This is a genomic window from Streptomyces sp. NPDC043867 (assembly GCF_056435845.1).
In genome coordinates this window covers 78,608-98,326 of record NZ_JBWKDS010000028.1, presented here as the reverse complement: position 1 = coordinate 98,326, position 19,719 = coordinate 78,608, and the positions used below count along the sequence as shown (strand labels likewise).

16 protein-coding genes are annotated in these 19,719 nt (G+C 73.2%); 8 read left to right on the top strand and 8 right to left on the bottom strand.

The window, feature by feature from the left end; genetic code table 11:
• Window positions 1–46: 46 nt before the first annotated feature.
• The 3 genes from AC069T_RS26015 to AC069T_RS26005 all read left to right on the top strand — a co-directional run bounded on the left by AC069T_RS26015 (window position 47) and on the right by AC069T_RS26005 (window position 3,739).
• Window positions 47–1,819, top strand: coding sequence for a fatty acyl-AMP ligase (locus AC069T_RS26015; protein WP_478785023.1), 1,773 nt, complete (start codon window positions 47–49; stop codon window positions 1,817–1,819).
• A complete protein-coding gene (locus AC069T_RS26010) occupies window positions 1,819–2,817 on the top strand; it encodes a beta-ketoacyl-ACP synthase III (RefSeq protein WP_478785022.1) in 999 nt (332 codons plus the stop codon). The genes AC069T_RS26015 and AC069T_RS26010 overlap by 1 nt, the downstream gene beginning before the upstream one ends.
• A 154-nt stretch (window positions 2,818–2,971) precedes the next feature.
• The gene (locus AC069T_RS26005; RefSeq protein ID WP_478785045.1) at window positions 2,972–3,739 is read left to right on the top strand and encodes a polysaccharide deacetylase family protein; all 768 of its coding nucleotides are present in this window, start codon (window positions 2,972–2,974) and stop codon (window positions 3,737–3,739) included.
• 27 nt (window positions 3,740–3,766) lie between these two features.
• On the opposite strand, the gene AC069T_RS26000 is transcribed toward AC069T_RS26005, so the two are convergent.
• Window positions 3,767–4,975, bottom strand: a complete 1,209-nt coding sequence (locus AC069T_RS26000) for a cytochrome P450 (protein WP_478785021.1) — start codon at window positions 4,973–4,975, stop codon at window positions 3,767–3,769.
• Window positions 4,976–5,202: 227 nt separating this feature from the next.
• On the opposite strand from AC069T_RS26000, the gene AC069T_RS25995 reads away from it, so the two are divergent.
• Window positions 5,203–5,643, top strand: coding sequence for an SRPBCC family protein (locus AC069T_RS25995; RefSeq protein ID WP_478785020.1), 441 nt, complete (start codon window positions 5,203–5,205; stop codon window positions 5,641–5,643).
• Window positions 5,644–5,726: 83 nt separating this feature from the next.
• Here the strand turns inward: AC069T_RS25995 and AC069T_RS25990 are convergent, their stop codons facing one another.
• The 6 genes from AC069T_RS25990 to AC069T_RS25965 form a co-directional block, all read right to left on the bottom strand.
• On the bottom strand, window positions 5,727–6,359 hold the full coding sequence (locus AC069T_RS25990) for a hypothetical protein (RefSeq protein WP_478785019.1): 633 nt from the start codon (window positions 6,357–6,359) through the stop codon (window positions 5,727–5,729).
• Between the two features lie 210 nt (window positions 6,360–6,569).
• Window positions 6,570–7,721, bottom strand: coding sequence for an XdhC family protein (locus AC069T_RS25985; protein WP_478785018.1), 1,152 nt, complete (start codon window positions 7,719–7,721; stop codon window positions 6,570–6,572).
• 33 nt (window positions 7,722–7,754) lie between these two features.
• Window positions 7,755–9,209, bottom strand: coding sequence for an NCS2 family permease (locus AC069T_RS25980; protein WP_478785017.1), 1,455 nt, complete (start codon window positions 9,207–9,209; stop codon window positions 7,755–7,757).
• 226 nt (window positions 9,210–9,435) lie between these two features.
• Window positions 9,436–11,820, bottom strand: a complete 2,385-nt coding sequence (locus AC069T_RS25975; RefSeq protein ID WP_478785016.1) for a xanthine dehydrogenase family protein molybdopterin-binding subunit — start codon at window positions 11,818–11,820, stop codon at window positions 9,436–9,438.
• A 2-nt stretch (window positions 11,821–11,822) separates the two neighbouring features.
• Window positions 11,823–12,425, bottom strand: a complete 603-nt coding sequence (locus tag AC069T_RS25970; protein WP_478785015.1) for a (2Fe-2S)-binding protein — start codon at window positions 12,423–12,425, stop codon at window positions 11,823–11,825.
• Window positions 12,425–13,315: an FAD binding domain-containing protein gene (locus tag AC069T_RS25965; protein ID WP_478785014.1), complete on the bottom strand. Its 891-nt coding sequence runs from the start codon at window positions 13,313–13,315 to the stop codon at window positions 12,425–12,427. Before AC069T_RS25965 ends, AC069T_RS25970 begins: the two co-directional genes overlap by 1 nt.
• A 410-nt stretch (window positions 13,316–13,725) precedes the next feature.
• On the opposite strand from AC069T_RS25965, the gene AC069T_RS25960 reads away from it, so the two are divergent.
• Together AC069T_RS25960 and AC069T_RS25955 are read left to right on the top strand one after the other, a co-directional pair.
• Window positions 13,726–15,399, top strand: coding sequence for a PucR family transcriptional regulator (locus AC069T_RS25960; protein ID WP_478785013.1), 1,674 nt, complete (start codon window positions 13,726–13,728; stop codon window positions 15,397–15,399).
• Window positions 15,400–15,548: 149 nt separating this feature from the next.
• Window positions 15,549–16,322 (top strand): hypothetical protein, encoded by a 774-nt coding sequence (locus AC069T_RS25955; RefSeq protein ID WP_478785012.1) that lies wholly within the window; start codon window positions 15,549–15,551, stop codon window positions 16,320–16,322.
• 29 nt (window positions 16,323–16,351) lie between these two features.
• On the opposite strand, the gene AC069T_RS25950 is transcribed toward AC069T_RS25955, so the two are convergent.
• Entirely contained in the window at window positions 16,352–17,188 is an 837-nt protein-coding gene (locus AC069T_RS25950) for a GntR family transcriptional regulator (RefSeq protein ID WP_478785011.1), read from the bottom strand.
• A 156-nt stretch (window positions 17,189–17,344) separates the two neighbouring features.
• Between AC069T_RS25950 and AC069T_RS25945 the strand changes: the two genes are divergently transcribed.
• Together AC069T_RS25945 and AC069T_RS25940 are read left to right on the top strand one after the other, a co-directional pair.
• Window positions 17,345–18,223, top strand: coding sequence for a (2Fe-2S)-binding protein (locus AC069T_RS25945; protein ID WP_478785010.1), 879 nt, complete (start codon window positions 17,345–17,347; stop codon window positions 18,221–18,223).
• A gap of 322 nt (window positions 18,224–18,545) precedes the next feature.
• Window positions 18,546–19,580, top strand: coding sequence for a DUF2637 domain-containing protein (locus AC069T_RS25940; protein ID WP_478785009.1), 1,035 nt, complete (start codon window positions 18,546–18,548; stop codon window positions 19,578–19,580).
• Window positions 19,581–19,719: the final 139 nt, after the last annotated feature.

Below are 19,719 nucleotides of genomic sequence, written 5' to 3'. Positions count from 1 at the left end.
CGGCCACCTCGCGCTGGGCACGACCGGCTGACAAGGAGATCTGACCGTGAGCACCACCGGCACGCATACGACCGCGGACGTGCGCACCCTTCCCGACGCCCTGCGGCTGCGCAGCGAGAAGCAACCCGACGAAACCGCCTACGTCTTCCTGCGCAACGGCGAGGACCCGAGCGACGCGCTCACCTACGGGGAGCTCGACGAGGCCGCGGGCGCGCGGGCCGCCGCGTTCGCGGCCGAGGGACTGTCCGGCCGCAGCGCCGTGCTGCTGTACCCCTCGGGCCTGGAGTTCGTACGGACCCTCCTCGGCTGCATGTACGGGGGCGTCGCCAGCGCCCCCGTGCAGGTGCCCCGGCGCCGCGAAGAGGTCCAGCGGCTGCGCCGTATCGCCGACGACGCCGGCACCACGACCGTGCTGACCACCACCGAGGTCGTCCGGGACCTGCGGGAGCGTTTCGGCGACATGCCGGCCCTCGCCGGGCTCACCCTGCTCGCCACCGACGCCCTTTCGTACGCCCCGGACGCCGCCGTGCCGGCGCTCCCGGGCCCCGAGGACACCGCGCTGCTGCAGTACACGTCCGGCTCCACCGGTGACCCCAAGGGGGTGGTGGTCAGCCACGCGAACTTCCTGGCCAACGTGATCGAGACCGACGAGCTGTGGCCGTGCGAGCCGGACGGCACCGTGGTGAGCTGGCTGCCCCTCTTCCACGACATGGGCATGCTGTTCGGTGTCGTCATGCCCCTGTGGGCGGGCATCCCCTCGTATCTGATGGCCCCCGAGGCGTTCATCCGGCGTCCCGCCCGCTGGCTGGAGGCCATCGCCCGGTTCGGCGGAACGCACGCGGCGGCGCCCAGCTTCGCCTACGAGTTGTGTGCGCGCGCCGCCGCGGAGGGCAGGACGGCCGCCGTGGGGGACCTGTCCCGCTGGCGGGTGGCGGCCAACGGCGCCGAACCAGTACGCATCTCCGCCATCCGCTCCTTCACCGACGCGTTCGCGCCGTACGGCTTCGACCCCCGTGCCATGTGCCCCGGTTACGGGCTGGCGGAGAACACGCTCAAGGCCACCGGCAGCGGCCAGGACCAGGAGCCCTCCGTCCTGTGGGTGTCCACGCGGGCGCTGGGGGAAGGCACCGCGCAGCCCGTCGACAGGCCCGCCGCCGGCGCCGTCCCCCTGGTCAGCAGCGGTGCCACGGTCGGCCGTACCCGGGTACGGATCGTGGACCCCGCCACGCGGCAGCCCCTCGCCGACGGCCGGGTCGGTGAGATCTGGGTCAACGGCCCCTGCGTGGCAGGCGGTTACCTGGGCCGCCCGTCGGTGAGCGAGGAGACCTTCCGGGCCCGCGTCGCGGGCGCGGAGAAAAGCGCCGACGACACCTATCTGCGCACCGGCGACCTGGGCTTCCTGCACGACGGCGAGCTGTACGTCACCGGACGCCTGAAGGACGTCATCATCCGCAAGGGTCTCAACCACTACCCGCAGGACATCGAGCTGTCCGCCGAGCGCGCCGTACCGGGTCTGCACCCGAACTGCGCGGCCGCGTTCTCCTGCGACGACGGTGAGCGCGAACGGCTGGTGGTGGTCGTGGAGACCGACGGCCGGCTCCTCAGCTCCCCGGGGGCCGAAGCCGTACGCCGGCACGTGTACGACGCCGTACGGGAACAGCAGCGGATCACCCCGGACGACATCCTCATCGTGCGGCGCGGGTCGCTGCCCAAGACCTCCAGCGGCAAGGTGCAGCGCCGGGCGTGCAAGCGGAGCTACGAGAACGGCGACCTGGCCGCCGTGGCCGTAGCGGTCGCCACGGTCGGGAAGGAGCCGTGATGAGCCGCCTCCGTACGCCCGAACGCCGGCCCGGGGCCCGCATCCTCAGCGTCGGCGTGTACCGGCCGGCCCGGCTGGTGAGCAACGAGGAGATCTGCCGCTCCCTCGACTCCAGCGACGAGTGGATCCGCCGCCGGTCGGGCATTGCCACCCGGCGCTTCGCCGGCCCCGACGACACGGTCATCACCATGGCGGCGGAGGCGGCCCGCAAGGCGCTGGCCCAGTCGGGCACGGATGCGAACGAGGTCGACATGGTGCTGCTGGCCACCATGTCCTTCCTGGAGCAGGCGCCGGCCGCCGCGCCGCGCGTCGCCCACCTGATCGGCGCGGGCTCCGCGGGCGGCATGGACGTCAGCGCCGCCTGCTCGGGGTTCTGCCATGCGCTGGGCGTGGCCGATTCGCTGGTCCGCTCCGGCACCGCCCGCACCGTCGTGGTGGTCGGCTCGGAGAAGATGAGCGACATCGTCGATCCCACGGACCGGGGCACCGCGTTCCTCTTCGGCGACGGCGCCGGGGCGGTGGTGGTCGGTCCGTCCAGGACGCCCGGCATCGGCCCGGTGGTGTGGGGGTCCGACGGCGAGAAGCACCGCATGATCGCCCACGACCGCGGCTGGCTCGACACCCGGGACCCGGGGAACCCGTGGCCGACGCTGCGGATGACCGGCCCCGAGGTGTTCCGCTGGGCGACCCGCAGTGTGCCGGAGATCTCCCGTGAGGCCCTGCGGCAGGCGGGTGTGGAGGTCGGCGATCTGGCCGCTTTCGTCCCCCACCAGGCCAACGCCCGCATCGTCGACATCGCCGCCGACGCCCTGGGCCTGGCCCCGCACACCGCGGTGGCCAAGGACATCGTCACCGCCGGCAACACCTCGGCCGCGTCGATCCCGCTGGCGATCGACCGGCTCCTGTCCGAGGGAAGCGTCCCCAGCGGGGGCCTCGCCCTCCTCGTCGGCTTCGGAGCGGGCCTGACCCACGCCGCGCAGGTGGTCGCCCTGCCCTGACCCCGCCACCGGCCGGAGGAGTCACCGCACGGTGTCGGGCCACCGTGCGTCACCGCCGTCACGGCCCTGGTGTGCACGAGTCCCCGGCCACCCACTATGAACCGCGCGTATACACCGCATGTATAGTCCCGGCATGCCTTCTCTGACCCAGAAGATGAAGAAAACGGGGACCAGGTTCCGTGCGGCCGCCACGCTCGCGGCGGCCCTCGCCCTGGCGCTGCCACTGACGGGCTGTTCGTCACTCGACACCACGGCGCCCAGCACGGTTCGCGCGCACCCGTCCGTCGACACCCGGGCGCGGTTCGGGACCGTGGACTGCCGCCGGGCCAAGTGCATCGCGCTGACCTTCGACGCCGGGCCGAGCGAGAACTCGGCAGGGCTGCTCGACATCCTGAAGGAGGAGCGCGTACCCGCGACCTTCTTCCTGCTCGGCAAGCGGCACATCGAGAAGCACCCCGAGCTGGTCACCCGCATGGCCGACGAGGGGCACGAGGTGGCCAGCCACACCTGGGACCACAGGATCCTCACCCGGCTCCGGCCCGACGAGATACGCGAGGAACTGCGGAGACCCAACGACGCCATCGAGAGGCTCACCGGGCACAGACCGACACTGATGCGCCCGCCGCAGGGGCGTACGGACGACACGGTGCATCGCATCAGCCGTGAACTCGGGCTCGCCGAGGTCCTGTGGAGCGTGACCGCCAAGGACTACACGACGAACGACTCCGCGCTCATAGAAAGGCGCGTCCTGCGCCAGTCGTCCCGGGACGGGATCATCCTGCTCCACGACATCTATCCCGGCACCGTGCCCGCGGTCCCCGGGATCATCCGCGCGCTGAAGGAGCGGGGGTACGTCTTCGTGACGGTCCCGCAGCTGCTGGCGCCCGGCACGGCCGAGCCCGGGAAGGTGTACCGGCCCTGACCTGCCTGTCACAGCCGAGCGGGGTGGTCACCAGACCAGGTGCAGGGACTCCGGGGAACGGTGGATCAGGGTCGGCCGCATCGTGACGGCACCCTTCTCGGCCAGCCGCAGGCCGGGCAGACGTGCGGTCAACTGCTCCAACGTCAGGCGGACTTGCTCGCGGGCCAGCTGCGATCCGGGGCAGCTGTGCACGCCGAGCCCGAACGCGAGATGGCGGTCCGGGTCACGGGTGATGTCGAACTCGTCCGGCCGCGCGTGACGGGCGCCGTCGCGGTTGGCCGCACCGAAGGCGACGAACACGGCTGCCCCGGCGGGGAGTTCGGCGCCCGCGAGGGTGACCGGCCGGGTGGTGACCCGCCGGAAGCCCTGGAGCACGCTGTCGTAGCGGGCGGCCTCCTCGACGGCGGCGGGTGCCCGGTGGGGTTCCGCGCACAGCAGGTCCCACTGCCGAGGATGCCGCAGGAGGTGCAGGATGGTGTTGCCGATCAGCGCGGTCGTCGTCAGATGCCCGGCGATCAGCAGGTTCTGCAGATGGCCGACGATGTCGTGCCGCTGGTCGAGCGTCAGCTCGCAGGTCCCGGGTGCCAGCGAGGCGACCAGTTCGGTGGCCAGGTCGTCGCGCGGCCGGGCCCGCCGGTCGCGCGCGCACGCGTCCAGGAGGTGCTGGCCGGCCACCACGTCCCGGGCGGCGGCCAGCTGTTCGTCCTCCGCCAGCGGGCGGAACAGGAGTTCCTCGGCGCGGTGGCCGCCCCGCACCACGGCCGGCACGTCCCGGGGATCCAGACCGATGACCCGGCCGACGACCTCGCCGGGCAGCCGCCGCGCGTACGCGCTCATCAGCTCGACCCGGCCGTCCTTCGCGAACCCGTCCACGAGCGCGGCGGCCCGCTCGGCGGCGTACGGCAGGACGGCCTCGACGCGGGCGGACGACAGGCCGCGGACGAGCGGGGCGCGCAGCTCCCGGTGGCGGGCGCCGTCGGAGGTGACGACCACGGGCCGGCCGCCGAATCCGCCGCCGAGCACCGCGAGCGCGGCGGGAGACGGCACGACGTCCGGCCGCAGCGCGTTCGCCGACGAGAAGTCCTCGGGCCGTCGCAGCACGTCCTCGTCCCGCGCCACCAGCCAGGCGTCCAGTTCGGGAACGTACAGCAGCCTCTCGGCGCGCCGGGCCCGGTCGTAGAGCGGGTAGGGGTCGCGCTGGAACCCGTCGAGCCTGCCGTGCGCTTCACGGTCCACGGGAGCAGCCTCTCGGGCGTCGGGCGCGGGTCGCACCCATGGTCCCGCACCGCCGGGCCGGGGCGGTAGGACGCTTTCGGCCCGAGTGGCCCGGTCCGGCCGGGGGGCCCGGTCCGGCCGGGGTGGCCCGGTCCGGGAAGGGTGGCCTGGTTCCACGGGGGTGGCCGGGTCGGCCGGGGCGTGTCCCGGAGAGACCGTCGCGCACCCGTTCCGCATACGATCGGCTCGTGGTCCTTTTCGTCCTGGAACGCGTCGCCCCGCTGTCCGCCGCCGAGGCCTGGCGCCGGCTCACGCGGTGGGAGCGTCATGCCGACGTGGTCCCGCTGACCCGCGTCACCGTGCTCACTCCCCCGCCGGCCGGCGAGGGCACCGCTTTCGTGGCCCGGACGGGGGTGGGCCCGCTGGCCTTCGACGACCCGATGGAGGTCGTCGCCTGGCAGGTCCCGGCGGAGGGGCGGCCGGGCAGGTGCCGGCTGGCCAAGCGGGGCTCGCTCGTCACGGGCTGGGCCGAGATCGAGGTCCATCCGTGCGGCACCGGGAGCGCTCGGGTGGTCTGGCGGGAGGAGCTGCGGGTGCGGTGGCTGCCCCGCCTGTTCGACGGCCCGCTGGCGTGGGCGGGGCGCGCGATGTTCGGGCGGGCGATGACCGGGCTGCTGAAGCGCGCCTGACATCGAACTCGGCGGCCTTGCGCGTGGGGTCGCACAAACCGGAGCCGCGCTGCGGGCACCCCCGGTGCTGCCCCGCGGAGGGCTCAGGACGTGGCCGAGTCGGTCTGCTCGTCCTGCGCGGTGGCCAGCTTGTCCTGGCGGTCGCGGTCGCCGTCGCGCCCGGTGCTGAGGACCGTGTCGCAGATCTCGCGCAGCTTGTCCGCGGCCTGCTTGGAGAACAGGCCGCACAGGCCGGCGATGCCGGAGAAGCCGTACGGGTTGGTCGCGCCGGCGCCCGAGCTGCCGGCGAACAGGCCGCCGCGCAGCAGGAAGTGGACCAGCAGGGCGAGCGCCACGCCGATACCGGCCCTGAGCAGGTACCACCACAGCCAGCTCGCGTACAGGCGCCGGTTGCCCACGTAGGTGGCGAACGAGGTGGCCGCGTGGACGAAGCTGCCCAGCGCACTGCAGAGGATCACCGCGAACAGCATCGCGGCGTCGGCGGTGAGCGACCAGTGCCCCACCCCGAAGGGGGACCACCGGTCGACGGAGCCGTCCTGCGTCTCGGGCTGGACCAGTTCGAGGACCACCGGCCAGAGGCTGACCAGGGCCCCGCAGACGAGGACGAGCTCGGCCAGCAGGAAGACGCCCAGCGCCGTCGTGGCGGCCGGGGAGAGACACCGTGTGGCCTCCGCGTCGTCCTCCGCCGGGCTCCGCCTTCTCCCCGTCCCGCTCAACGGCTCCGCCCCCGCACACTCGCCCGCGACGGCGCCCCCTGCACCCCCGGACCCTCACCTTGCCGCCCCCGCATCCGACGCGCAAGTCGCCTTCCGGGCAAGGCTGTTGACGAGTCCGCCGGTGCCGGCGGACCGTGTCGGCGGGCCTGCCTTCGGTGGGTTCCGTGTGGGCGGGCTCGCCTGCGGCGGGCTCGGCGTCGGCTTCGGCGGTCAGGCCACCGAACCGATCCGGCCGGTCCTCGACGGCGTCCCGTCGTGATGGATCGGCGTGTGCGCGCCGGTCAGCGAGACCCCGCTGCCGCCGCGCCGGTGCGCGACGATCTCCGAGGCGATCGACAGGGCCGTCTCCTCGGGCGTGCGTGCTCCGAGGTCGAGGCCGATGGGTGAGCGCAGCCGCGCCAACTCCATGTCGGAGACGCCGACTTCCCGCAGCCGCTCGTTGCGGTCCAGGTGGGTCCGGCGGGACCCCATCGCGCCGACGTACGCCACCGGGAGCCGCAGGGCGAGCTTCAGCAGCGGGACGTCGAACTTGGCGTCGTGGGTGAGGACGCACAGGACCGTGCGGGAGTCCACCTCCGTGCGCTCCAGGTACCGGTGGGGCCACTCGACGGCGATCTCGTCGGCCTCCGGGAAGCGCGCGCGGGTCGCGAACACCGGGCGCGCGTCGGCCACCGTCACGTGGTAGCCGAGGAACTTGCCGATGCGGACCAGCGCCGAGGCGAAGTCGATCGCACCGAAGACGATCATCCGGGGCGGCGGGACCGACGACTCGACGAGAACCGTGAGCGGTGCTCCGCAGCGCGAGCCCTGCTCGCCGATCCCGATCGTGCCGGTGCGGCCCGCGTCGAGGAGGGCGCCGGCCTCGGCGACGACGGTGCGGTCCAGTTCGGGACGGACGCCGAAGCCGCCCTCCCAGGAGCCGTCTGGCCGGACGAGGAGTGCGCGTCCCAGCAGCTCGCCCGGGCCCTCGACGATCCGCGCGAGTGCCGCCGCCTCCCCACGGGCGGCGGCTGCCAGCGCGGTCGCGAGGACCGGCCGGGCGGGGTCCGCCGCCCGCACCGGAGTCACGAGGATGTCGATGACGCCGCCGCAGGTCAGTCCGACGGCGAACGCGTCGTCGTCGCTGTAGCCGAACCGCTCCAGGACGGTCTCGCCGTCCTGGAGCGCCTGCCGGCACAGTTCGTAGACCGCGCCTTCCACGCAGCCGCCGGAGACCGAGCCGATCGCCGTGCCGTCGGTGTCCACCGCGAGTGCGGCGCCGGGCCGGCGGGGCGCGCTGCCGCCGACGGCCACCACGGTGGCCACGGCGAAGTCGCGTCCCTGCTCGACCCACCGGTGGAGCTCTTCGGCGATGTCCAGCATGTCTCGGTCTCCTCAGCGGTTACGGGGAGGGCGTCAGCGGACGCCCATCCAGCTCTCGATCGGGTTGAGGGCGAAGAAGACGAGGAAGACCGCCGCCAGCCCCCACATGAATGCCCCGATCTCCCGGGCCTTGCCCTGGGCGATCTTGATGGCGGTGTAGCTGATGACTCCGGCCGCGACGCCCGCGGTGATGGAGTACGTGAACGGCATGACCACCACGGTCAGGAAGACCGGGATCGCCGTGGCCCGGTCGGACCAGTCGACGTGCCGGGCGTTCATCATCATCATGGCGCCGATGACGACGAGCGCGGCGGCGGCCACCTCGCCGGGGACGATCGCGGTGAGCGGGGTGAAGAACAGGCAGGCCGCGAAGAACAGGCCGGTGACGACGGAGGACAGGCCGGTCCGGGCGCCCTCGCCGACCCCGGTCGCGGACTCGACGAACACCGTCTGCCCGGAGGCGCCGGCGAGACCGCCGACCGCGCCGCCGGCACCGTCGATGAACAGTGCCCTGGACAGGCCCGGCATCCGGCCCTGCGCGTCGGCGAGCTTGGCCTCCGTGCCGACGCCGATGATGGTGGCCATCGCGTCGAAGAACCCGGCGAGCACGAGGGTGAAGACGATCATGCCGACCGTCATCGCGCCGACCTCGCCCCAGCCGCCGAACTCGACGTCGCCGAAGAGCGAGAAGTCCGGCATCGAGACGGCGCTGCCGTGCAGTTCGGGGGCACCGCTCGCCCACTGCTTCGGGTCGATGACGTCGAAGGCGTTGAGGACGACGGCGAGCACGGTGCCGCTGACGATGCCGATCAGGATCGCGCCGGGCACCCCCCGGGCCTGCAGCATGAAGATCATCAGCAGGGTGACCGCGAAGAGCAGCACCGGCCAGCCGGCGAGTTCACCGGCCGGGCCGAGGCTGACGGGCGTGGCCTTGCCCTGCTGCACGAATCCGGCCTTGTAGAAGCCGATCAGCGCAACGAACAGGCCGATGCCCATGGTGATCGCGTGCTTGAGCGCCAGCGGGATCGCGTTCATGATCATCTGGCGCAGCCCGGTGACGACCAGGAGCATGATGACCACGCCGTACATCACGCACATGCCCATGGCCTGCGGCCAGGTCATCTCCGGGGCGACCTGCGAGGAGAGCACGCCGGAGACCGAGAGGCCCGCGGCGAGGGCCAGCGGCACCTTGCCGAAGAAGCCCATCAGCAGGGTGGTGAAGGCCGCCGCGAACGCCGTCGCGGTGATCAGCGGCTGCTGGCCGAGCATGTTCCCCGCGGCGTCCTTGCCGGACAGGATGAGCGGGTTGAGCAGCAGGATGTACGCCATCGCCATGAAGGTGGTGACTCCGCCGCGCACTTCGCGCGCGACCGATGATCCCCGCTGGGATATGTGGAAGTACCGATCGAGCCAGGACCGGCCGGCCGGGACACGGCTACCCGTGCCCGCGTCCTCCGCGGTCTTCGGCTCCAGGGACTGCTGGGTCATGATGCCTGACTCCCAAGGTTCACAGGGGCACCCGCGAAAGCCCTGACTGGCTGCGGGATTTGGGAAGGTGCTTCGGCTGCACGACCCGGGGGACGGCCCGAGGCGAACGGAGGGAACACGACTGCTGGACCTGCTGGGGTGCTGCTTCAAGTTCCGTGAGCGGTGCGGTGCTTGAGTACTCCGGGCGGCGCGGAGTTGTGACGTTCCGTGCGCCGCCCGGAGGGTTCTAGGCGGTGCCGGTGAGGTGCTCGGGACGTACCGGCGTCCGGTTGAGCTCCAGGCCCGTGGCGTTCCGGATCGCCGCGAGGACGGCCGGGGTGGACGACAGGGTCGGGGCCTCGCCGATGCCGCGGAGGCCGTAGGGGGCGTGGTCGTCGGCGAGTTCGAGCACGTCGACGGGGATGGTCGGCGTGTCGAGGATGGTGGGGATCAGGTAGTCCGTGAAGGACGGGTTCCTGACCTTGGCGGTCTTGGGGTCGACGATGATCTCCTCCATGACCGCCACGCCCAGGCCCTGGACGGTGCCGCCCTGGATCTGGCCGATGACGGACAGCGGGTTGAGCGCCTTGCCGACGTCCTGGGCGCAGGCCAGCTCGATGACCTTGACCAGGCCGAGTTCGGTGTCCACCTCGACCACGGCGCGGTGCGCGGCGAAGGAGTACTGGACGTGGCCGTTGCCCTGTCCGGTGCGCAGGTCGAAGGCCTCGGTCGGACGGTGCCGCCACTCGGCCTCGACCTCCACGGACTCGTCCTCCAGGACGTCCGCCAGGCCGGCGAGGACCTCGCCGCCGTCGGTGACGACCTTGCCGCCCTCCAGGAGCAGTTCGGCCGTCGCCCAGGCGGGGTGGTAGGAGCCGAACTTGCGCCGGCCCAGCTCCAGGACCTTCTCGCGGACGAGCTCGCAGGAGTTCTTGACGGCGCCGCCGGTGACGTAGGTCTGGCGGGACGCGGACGTCGAGCCGGCGCTGCCGACCTGCGTGTCGGCCGGCGCGATGGTGACCTGGGTGACGCCGAGTTCGGTGCGGGCGATCTGCGCGTGGACGGTGACACCGCCCTGGCCGACCTCGGCCATCGCGGTGTGCACGGTCGCGACGGGTTCGCCGCCGACGACCTCCACGCGCACCCTGGCGGTCGAGTAGTCGTCGAACCCCTCGGAGAAGCCGACGTTCTTGATGCCGACCGCGTAGCCGACGCCGCGGACGACGCCTTCGCCGTGCGTGGTGTTGGACAGGCCGCCGGGCAGCTGGCGCACGTCGGCGCCCTCGGAGCTCTCCCACTGGCGCTCGGGCGGCAGCGGCATCGCCTTGACGCGGCGCAGGAGTTCGGCGACCGGGGCGGGTGAGTCCACGGGCTGTCCGGTCGGCAGGAGGGTGCCCTGTTCCATCGCGTTGAGCTGCCGGAAGGCGACCCGGTCCATGCCCACCTCGTCGGCGAGCTTGTCCATCTGGGCCTCGTACGCGAAGCACGCCTGGACCGCGCCGAAGCCGCGCATGGCCCCGCACGGCGGGTTGTTGGTGTACAGCGCGACGGCCTCGATGTCGACGTCCTCGACGACGTACGGCCCGACGCTCAGTGAGGACGCGTTGCCGACGACCGCCGGGGAGGCCGACGCGTACGCGCCGCCGTCCAGCACGATGCGGCACTTCATGTGCGTGAGCTTGCCGTCCTTGGTCGCCCCGTGCTCGTAGGAGAGCTTGGCGGGGTGGCGGTGGACGTGCCCGAAGAAGGACTCGAACCGGTTGTAGACGATCTTGACCGGCTTGCCGGTGCGCAGCGCGAGCAGGCAGGCGTGGATCTGCATGGACAGGTCCTCACGGCCGCCGAAGGCGCCGCCGACGCCGGAGAGCGTCATGCGGACCTTGTCCTCGGGCAGGCCGAGGACCGGCGCGATCTGGCGCAGGTCGGAGTGCAGCCACTGGGTGGCGATGTAGAGGTCGACGCCGCCGTCCTCGGCGGGCACGGCGAGGCCGGACTCCGGGCCGAGGAAGGCCTGGTCCTGCATGCCGAAGGTGTACTCGCCCCTGACGATGAAGTCGGCCTTCTTGGCGGCCTCGTCGGCGTTGCCGCGCACGATCGGCTGGCGGTGCACGATGTTGGGGTGCGGGACGTGGCCGATGTGGTGGTCGTCGCGGCCCTCGTGGAGGAGGATCGCGTCGGGCGCGGTGGCGGACGCCTCGTCCGTGATGACCGGCAGTTCCCGGTACTCCACCTTGATCTTGGCGGCGGCGCGGCGCGCGGTCTCGGGGTGGTCGGCGGCGACGATCGCGACCGGCTCGCCGTGGTGGCGGACCCTGCCGTGGGCGAGGACCGGGGTGTCCTGGATCTCCAGGCCGTAGTTCCTCACGTCGGTCGGCAGGTCGTCGTACGTCATGACGGCGTAGACGCCGGGTGTCGCGAGGGCCTCGCCGGTGTCGATGGAGACGATCTCGGCGTGGGCGACCGTGGAGCGCAGGATCTGGCCCCAGAGCATGTCCTCGTGCCACATGTCGGACGAGTACGCGAACTCGCCGGTGACCTTGAGGGTGCCGTCGGGGCGGAGCGTGGACTCGCCGATGCCGCCCTTGGTCCCGGAGCGCTGGGTGAGGTTGGTGGGTGTACCCGTGGTTCCCATGGTCAGACCGCCTCGGACTGCCGGGCGGCCGCAAGGCGGACCGCGTCCATGATCTTCTCGTAGCCGGTGCAGCGGCACAGGTTGCCCGAGAGCGCCTCGCGGATGTCCGCGTCGGTCGGGGTCGGGTTGTGCTCCAGCATCTCGTCGGCCGCGACCAGCAGCCCCGGGGTGCAGAAGCCGCACTGGACGGCGCCGGCGTCGATGAACGCCTGCTGGATCGGGGAGAGTTCGGTGCCCTCGCCGGTGTGCGAGTCCTGGCCCTGGGCGTCCCATCCCTTCGCCGCGTCGAGTGAAGTCCCCCGCCCCTCCGCGGTGCCGCAGGCGCCGGAGGCGCAACCGCCGTGTTCCGCGCGCTGCTTGGCGAAGTCGGCGAGCCCCTCGACGGTAACGACCTCGCGGCCCTCGGCCTGGCCGGCGGCGACCAGACAGGAACAGACCGGTACGCCGTCGAGGCGCACCGTGCAGGAGCCGCACTCGCCCTGCTCGCAGGCGTTCTTGGAGCCGGGCAGTCCGAGGCGCTCGCGCAGGACGTACAGCAGGCTCTCGCCCTCCCATACGTCGTCGGCCTCCTGCGGCCGGCCGTTGACCGTGAAATTGACGCGCATTACGCGACTCCCTCCGTGCGGGCGGCGGTGCCGCGGTACGACTGCCAGGTCCAGGTCAGCGTGCGGCGGGCCATGATGCCCACCGCGTGGCGGCGGTAGCTCGCCGTGCCCCGGACGTCGTCGATCGGGTTGCAGGCGGCGGAGCACAGGTCCGCGAACTGCTTGGCGACCGAGGGGGTGATGATCTTTCCGTTGTCCCAGAAGCCGCCCTCGTCGAGCGCCGCGTTCAGGAATACCTCGGCGGCCCTGGCGCGGACCGGGGTGGGCGCGGCGGAGCCGATGCCGGTGCGGACCGTGCGGGTCTCGGGGTGCAACGCGAGGCCGAAGGCGCAGACCGCGATGACCATCGCGTTGCGGGTGCCGACCTTGGAGTACTGCTGCGGTCCGTCGGCCTTCCTGACGCGGACGGCCCTGATGAGCTCGTCGGGGGCGAGTGCGTTGCGCTTCACGCCGGTGTAGAACTCGTCGATCGGGATCAGGCGGGAGCCGCGGACCGACTCGGCCTCGACCTCGGCGCCGGCCGCGAGGAGAGCGGGGTGCGCGTCGCCGGCCGGGGAGGCGGTGCCGAGGTTGCCGCCGACTCCGCCGCGGTTGCGGATCTGCGGGGAGGCCACCGTGTGGGAGGCGAGGGCCAGGCCCGGCAGCTCGCCGCGCAGGTGCTCCATGATCTTCGTGTAGGGGACGGAGGCGCCCAGGCGCACGCTGTCCTCGCCGACCTCCCACTCGCTCAGCTCGCCGACGCGGTTCAGGTCAAGGAGGTACTCGGGCCGCCGGTGGTCGAAGTTGATCTCGACCATCACATCGGTGCCACCCGCAATCGGCACAGCCGTGGGGTGCTCGGCCTTGGCGGCGAGCGCCTCCTCCCAGCTGGCGGGGCGAAGGAAGTCCATGAGTGGCTCTCTTCTTCGTATCGTGGGCGTTCTGATCAAGCCAGATCGTGTGCGGCGGGCCCGGCTCGTTCATCTGCTGTTAACGCGGATCGAGGCCAGTACACCGCTCCGTGCTCCACCGGGGTCAGTCACTGAAACCATGAAGGAGTTGGCTGGCCAGCGCGCACATCTTGTAGATTCGTATGAACAGAGGTCATCAGTAACCTCTTCGCTTTCCCCGGGAAACATCCGGCACGGCCGGGGGAAGAGGGAGCCCGGCTCGCGAAAGCCCAGCCCAGGGCCTCGGAGAGCCCGGGGCGACCGGCCCCGGGGGCCGGCGGGCCGCCCCTCACGAGCCGGGAACCCGCGTCCGGGGGTCCCCACCCCGGATCCATCGTAGATTTCTAGACAAAGAACGGCGGCGACGAGACATGCGGCTGCGCGCACTGCTGGACACCGACGCGCTGGGCCTGCGGCTGCTCGGCGGCGAGGACGAACTGGACCGCACCGTGCGCGGTGTGATGACCACGGACCTCAAGGACCCCAGCCGCTATCTCTCGGGCGGCGAGCTGGTCCTCACGGGTCTCGCCTGGCGGCACGACGCCGAGGACTCCGAGCCCTTCGTACGCATCCTCGCGGGCGCCGGTGTCGCCGCGCTGGCCGCGGGCGAGGCGGAGCTGGGCGACATCCCCGACGACCTGGTCCTGGCCTGCGCCCGCCACCGCCTGCCGCTGTTCGCCGTCAACGAGTCGGTGGCCTTCGCGACGATCACCGAGCACGTCGTACGGCAGGTGTCGGGCGAGCGCGCCGGCGACCTGGCCGCCGTCGTGGACCGGCACCGGCGGATGATGACGTCCGGTCCCGCGGGCGGCGGCCCCGACGTGGTCCTCGACCTGCTCGGCTCCGACCTGGACCTGCGGGCCTGGGTGCTCTCCCCCGCGGGCCGGCCCATCGCGGGCGCCGAACGCAACGGCCCCGGGCTGTCCGCCGAGGTGTGCGCCCGGCTGGCCGCCGAGCACCTGGCGGCGCTCCGTACCGGCCGCCGGGGGCCGCACCGGGTGGCGGTGGGCCCCGCGACGTACTCGCTGTTCCCGGTCCGCTCGTCCGGCCGCTCCGCGTCCGCCTCCCGGGACGTGCGCGAGACGGTGCTGTCCGACTGGCTGCTCGCGGTCGAGGCGGACGCCGGGGACTGGCCCGCGGAGCGGCTCGACCTGCTCCAGGGCGTCACCCAGCTGATCGCCGTCGAGCGCGACCGGCGCGACGCGGCGCGCACCGTGCGCAGGCGGCTCGCCCAGGAGGTCCTGGAGCTGGTCCAGACGGGTGCCGCGCCCGCCGAGATCGCGGCGCGGCTGCGGGTCGCCGCGCCGGTGCTGCTGCCGGGGCTCGGCGCAGCCCCGCACTGGCAGGTCGTGGTGGCCCGGGTCGAGTGGGACGGCGGCGCCGTCGACGGGGGCCCGGTCGCCCAGTCGCTGCTGGAGGAGATCCTCGTCGACCCGCTCTCGACGGGGCCCGAGCACTCCGACCGCATCGCGGTCGCCCATACGGGTGGCGAGGCCATCGCGCTCGTCCCCCTTCCGGCGGTGTCGGCCGAGCACGACGGCTCCGAGTCGGGGCTGCTCGCCGACTCCCTCCTGGAGGCCGTACGGAGCCCGCTGTCGGCCGGGCTGAACGACGACGGGCGGCTCACCCTAGGCGTCAGTGCCGCCGTGCACTCCGCGGAGGGGCTGCGCGGCGCGCTGGAGGAGGCCCGGCACGCGCGGCGGGTGGCGGCGGCGCGCCCGGGGCGGGTCTGCGCGGCCGGCCACCAGGAACTGGCGTCCCACGTGCTGCTGCTGCCGTTCGTGCCGGACGACGTGCGCCGCGCGTTCACGGCCCGGCTCCTGGACCCGCTGCGCGACTACGACCGGCGGCACCGCGCCGAGCTCATCCCCACCCTGGAGGCCTTCCTCGACTGCGACGGCTCCTGGACCCGCTGCGCCAACCGGCTGCACCTGCACGTCAACACGCTGCGCTACCGGGTGGGCCGCATCGAGCAGTTGACGGGCCGGGACCTGTCGCGCCTGGAGGACAAGCTCGATTTCTTCCTGGCGCTGCGCATGAGCTGAGGTCGCGGGCCCGCGCCACGGGCGGCATCGGGTACCGCCGCCGCCCCACGACTTTGTGAAATCCTTCACCCGCCCCCTTGGCCGGGCCCCGGAATCCGTGCTGAGATGCCCCCACTCAACAGCTCAACGGTGTGCTCGGGGAGGGCAACGTGGCGCATTCCGCCATGTCCGGTTCCGGAACGACTGCGGGGGACGATCCGCTCCAGACCGCGGTGTGGCGGCTGCGCTCGCGTGCCTGCTGGGCCGACGCGGCCGCGCTCGTGGAACCGCACTCCGCGGCGGCGTCGCTGCAGAGAGCCTCCCTGCTCGTCGAGCGGTGCCTGTACACCGAGCACGGCTGGGCCGAGGCGGAGGACGCGCTGCGCACGGCGGAGGCGCAGGCGCGGAGCGACGACGAGCGGGGCGCGGCGGCCTGCGAGCGCGGCCAGCTGGCGTACGCGTCCACCCTGCTCGGGGTCCGCGACCGGGCCGACGAGGCGCGGGCCGCGCTCGGCCGGGCGGCGGCACTGATCGCGCCGGGTGCCCCGGGGCGGGCGCTGCTCGACTTCCGGCGCGGGCTGCTCGCCGAGAACCTCGCCCACTCCCCGCAGTCGGCGCGCGCCGCCTACCGCCGCGCCCACGCCGGCGCCACCGCCCAGGACGACCCGCTGCTGCTCTCCTTCACCTGGCGCCACCTCGCGGGACTCGCCCTGCGCGACGGCGAGTTGGCGGAGGCCCGGCACGGCTTCCGGGAATCCCTGCGCATCCGCGAGGAGTTGGGCTACCTCGTCGGTACGGCTCCGGCGCTGGCGTCCCTCGCGACCGCCGAGGCCGAACCGGAGGCGTCCCGGCTGCGGGCGGAGGCCGCCCGGCTGTTCCGGCTCCTGGGCGGCGTACCCACCTGGCTGGCCCAGCAGTTGGCCCCGCCGGCGGCGACGGCCTGACCCCGCCGGACCCGCCCCCGGGCGGGTGACTACGCGCCGGTGAAGTGCTCGCGCACCAGTGACTGGACCACGGTCAGGTCCTGCGCGGTCAGCGCGTCCAGCAGGGCCGTGTGCTCGGCCGCGTCGGCCACGAGGTCGGCGCGGCCGCGGGAGACGGGAGCGCCGACCAGGGGCCACTGGGCGCGGCGGTGGAGGTCGTCGGCGATCCGCAGCAGCTGCTCGTTGCCTGCGAGGGCGAGGACGGCGCGGTGGAAGGCGCGGTCGTACTCGGCGTAGCTCGCGCGGTCTCCGGTGGACGCGGCGCGCGCCGTCGCCTCGGCCAGCGGACGCAGCTCCGCCCAGCGGGCGGCGGGCACCGTGCGGGCGAGGCGCAGCATCACCGGGACCTCGATCAGGGCCCGCACCTCGGCGAGTTCCGCCAGTTCGCGGGCGCACCGCTCGACGACCCGGAAGCCCCGGTTCGGCACGACCTCGACGGCGCCCTCGACGGCGAGCTGCTGCATCGCCTCGCGGACGGGCGTCGCCGAGACCCCGAACCGCTCGCCCAGGACGGGCGCCGAGTACACCTCGCCGGGCTCGAGTTCGCCGTCGACCAGCGCCGTGCGCAGCGCGTCGAGGATCTGCCCGCGTACGGAGGAACGCTGGACGAGCCGCCGCCCGTCGGTGCGGGGCCGCGGCACCGGGGGCTCGCCGTGCGTGTGCTCCCCGCGGACCGCGCCCGCGCGGCCCGGGTGGTGGCCCGCGCCGTCCCGCCGGTCCCGGCCGGCCGGGACCGGCTGCGGCGGCACGCGCAAGGCCGAGGCGGGGGCCTTCGGGGTCTCCGGACCCGTGGGGCGGGGCACGTCGCGCGGGCCGGCCTGCTCCACGGGTCCTCCTTGCGGGCTTGATGGCACTTGGGGGTCATTGCGGTGGTTGTCACCTGTCCGTCAAGCACCATAGGTGCACGGGCCCCCGGTTCACACCTCGGCGAATACGAGTAAGGTAAGCCTTACCTTCAAACGATCCTGAAGTGGTGGTCCTCGATGCCCCTCTCCGCCCCGGCCGCAGACACCTCGCGCGGCGTCGCCGCACCCCCGGCCCCCTCGGCCGTCGCGGACGCGTACGCCCGGCTGGCCGAGGTGTTCCCCGGGCTGGCGGTCCACGAACTCGGGCCCGCGGATGCGGCTCCCCGGGGCGGCGGCTGGGTTTCCGCCGCCCGGCTCGCCGAGGGCGGGGCCGACCTGGACGCCTTCCTCGTGTGGGACGAGGAGCAGGTGCTCCGGGACTACGGGCAGCGGGCCCGCCCCGACGTCGTGGCGAGCTTCGGACTCCACCGCTACGCCTGGCCCGCCTGCCTGCTGATCACCGTGCCGTGGTTCCTGCTGCGCCGGGTGCCGCGCCTGCCGGTGGAGCACGTCACGTACCAGCGCACCCTCGGCCGCATGGCGGTGCGGGTCGGGGAGTTCGCCTGCCTGCCGGACGACCCCGCGGCCACTCTGCCCGGCGCCCGCGTCGTACCGGACGAGGCGGCGCTGGAGGCCGAGGTGCGGGCCGCCGTCGCCGAGCACCTGGAACCGGTCCTCGGCGGCTTCGGGCCGCGGATGCGGCGGCGCGGGCGTGCCCTGTGGGGCATGGCGACCGACGAGATCGTCGAGGGGCTCTGGTACGTCGCCCACCTCCTCGGGGAGGAGCGGCGGGCGATGCGCGAGCTGGAGCGGCTGCTGCCGGGGACGACGAAGCCGTACGCCGGATCCGCGGCGTTCCGGGAGCTGACCGGACCGGACGGGGAACCCCTGCCCACCCGGGACCGGGCGAGCTGCTGCCTCTTCTACACGCTCCGCCCCGAGGACACCTGCCTCACCTGCCCGCGCACCTGTGACACGGACCGCGTCGCCAAGTTGACCGCGACCGCGACGGGTTAGCGCCCCGGAGGACTCCGGCGGGCGTGCGTCCCCTAAGATCGACTCGCACCGGGAGCATCCGGCCGGCGCGTGCCGGAGCCCCCGCGGATCACGAGCAGTTCACAACTTCCTCACCGGCCGCGGGAACTTTCCGTGGAACCACCCGTACGGGTAGTCTTGTTCGTACTCAACTCCCGTCCCTCGCGCGGCAGTTCGAGCAAAATGCCGCCCTGCGCAAGCCCTTGCACCCCTTGGCGGCCTCTTGCCCCGAAACCCCCTGAGGGCCGACGGGATTGGGCCACTATGGCGGGCGATACGCCCTATCCCAATGCAAGGGACCCTGATGAGACTGACCGACATATCGCTGAACTGGCTGCTTCCGGGCGCCGTCCTGCTCCTGGGCATGCTGGCGGCGGTGGCGGTGCTCGCGCGCGGCAAGCGGGCGGGGGAGAAAGCGACGCGCGCGGACGACTCGTGGGAGCGCAGTGAGGAGCGCCGCAGGCGCAAGGAGGCCATATACGGCTCCGCCTCCTACGTGCTGCTGTTCTGCTGCGCCGCGGTCGCCGCGGCTCTCTCCTTCCACGGACTCGTGGGCTTCGGCGAGCAGAACCTCGGCCTCTCCGGCGGCTGGGAGTACCTGGTCCCGTTCGGCCTGGACGGTGCGGCCATGTTCTGTTCCGTGCTCGCGGTGCGCGAGGCCAGCCACGGTGACGCGGCACTCGGCTCGCGCATACTCGTGTGGACGTTCGCGGGCGCGGCGGCCTGGTTCAACTGGGTCCACGCGCCCCGGGGCATCGACCACGCGGGCGCACCGCACTTCTTCGCCGGCATGTCCCTGTCGGCGGCGGTGCTGTTCGACCGTGCGCTGAAGCAGACGCGTCGCGCCGCACTGCGGGAGCAGGGCCTGGTTCCGCGTCCGCTGCCGCAGATCCGCATGGTCCGCTGGCTGCGCGCTCCCCGCGAGACGTACAGCGCCTGGTCGCTGATGCTGCTGGAGAACGTCCGGACGCTGGACGAGGCCGTGGACGAGGTGCGCGAGGACCGGCGCCAGAAGGAGCAGAACCGGCTGCGCCGTCGGGAGCAGGAGCGGGTCGAGCGGGCGCACCTCAAGGCGCTCAGCCGCGGCCACCGCGGCCTGGTCGGCCGGGGCAGCCGGCAGCTGGAGGCGACCGTGGAGAGGGCTCCCGCCCCGTCCTCATCGGAGCCTGCCATATCGGCGTCGGAGCAACTGCCCGTGCGCTCCCGCGCCTCCCTGGAGCCGGTCCGCGGCGCCACCGACCCGGTCATCGACCTCACCGCGGAGGACGACACCATGGGCCTGCCGCGGCTCGACTCCCTGGAGCGCAAGCTGAAGGACCTGGAGCAGCAGTTCGGTTAGGACGTGTCCGGCCCCTCGGGCCGGACGCCCCGGTGGGGGGGGGGGGGGGGGGGGGGGGGGGGGGGGACACACCCCCCCCCCCCTCCAACACACCCCCACCCCACCCACCGACGACCCCGCCAAAAGTGATGAGGGAGGG

What these genes read in the sequence shown, in the direction of transcription:
- AC069T_RS25980 (WP_478785017.1), bottom strand. Translation starts at nt 9,209, where the DNA reads ATGACCCAGCAGTCCCTGGAGCCGAAGACCGCGGAGGACGCGGGCACG.
- AC069T_RS25985 (WP_478785018.1), bottom strand. Translation starts at nt 7,721, where the DNA reads ATGCTGGACATCGCCGAAGAGCTCCACCGGTGGGTCGAGCAGGGACGC.
- AC069T_RS26005 (WP_478785045.1), top strand. Translation starts at nt 2,972, where the DNA reads ATGAAGAAAACGGGGACCAGGTTCCGTGCGGCCGCCACGCTCGCGGCG.
- AC069T_RS25970 (WP_478785015.1), bottom strand. Translation starts at nt 12,425, where the DNA reads ATGCGCGTCAATTTCACGGTCAACGGCCGGCCGCAGGAGGCCGACGAC.
- AC069T_RS25945 (WP_478785010.1), top strand. Translation starts at nt 17,345, where the DNA reads ATGCCCCTCTCCGCCCCGGCCGCAGACACCTCGCGCGGCGTCGCCGCA.
- AC069T_RS25975 (WP_478785016.1), bottom strand. Translation starts at nt 11,820, where the DNA reads ATGGGAACCACGGGTACACCCACCAACCTCACCCAGCGCTCCGGGACC.
- AC069T_RS26010 (WP_478785022.1), top strand. Translation starts at nt 1,819, where the DNA reads ATGAGCCGCCTCCGTACGCCCGAACGCCGGCCCGGGGCCCGCATCCTC.
- AC069T_RS25965 (WP_478785014.1), bottom strand. Translation starts at nt 13,315, where the DNA reads ATGGACTTCCTTCGCCCCGCCAGCTGGGAGGAGGCGCTCGCCGCCAAG.
- AC069T_RS25940 (WP_478785009.1), top strand. Translation starts at nt 18,546, where the DNA reads ATGAGACTGACCGACATATCGCTGAACTGGCTGCTTCCGGGCGCCGTC.
- AC069T_RS25960 (WP_478785013.1), top strand. Translation starts at nt 13,726, where the DNA reads ATGCGGCTGCGCGCACTGCTGGACACCGACGCGCTGGGCCTGCGGCTG.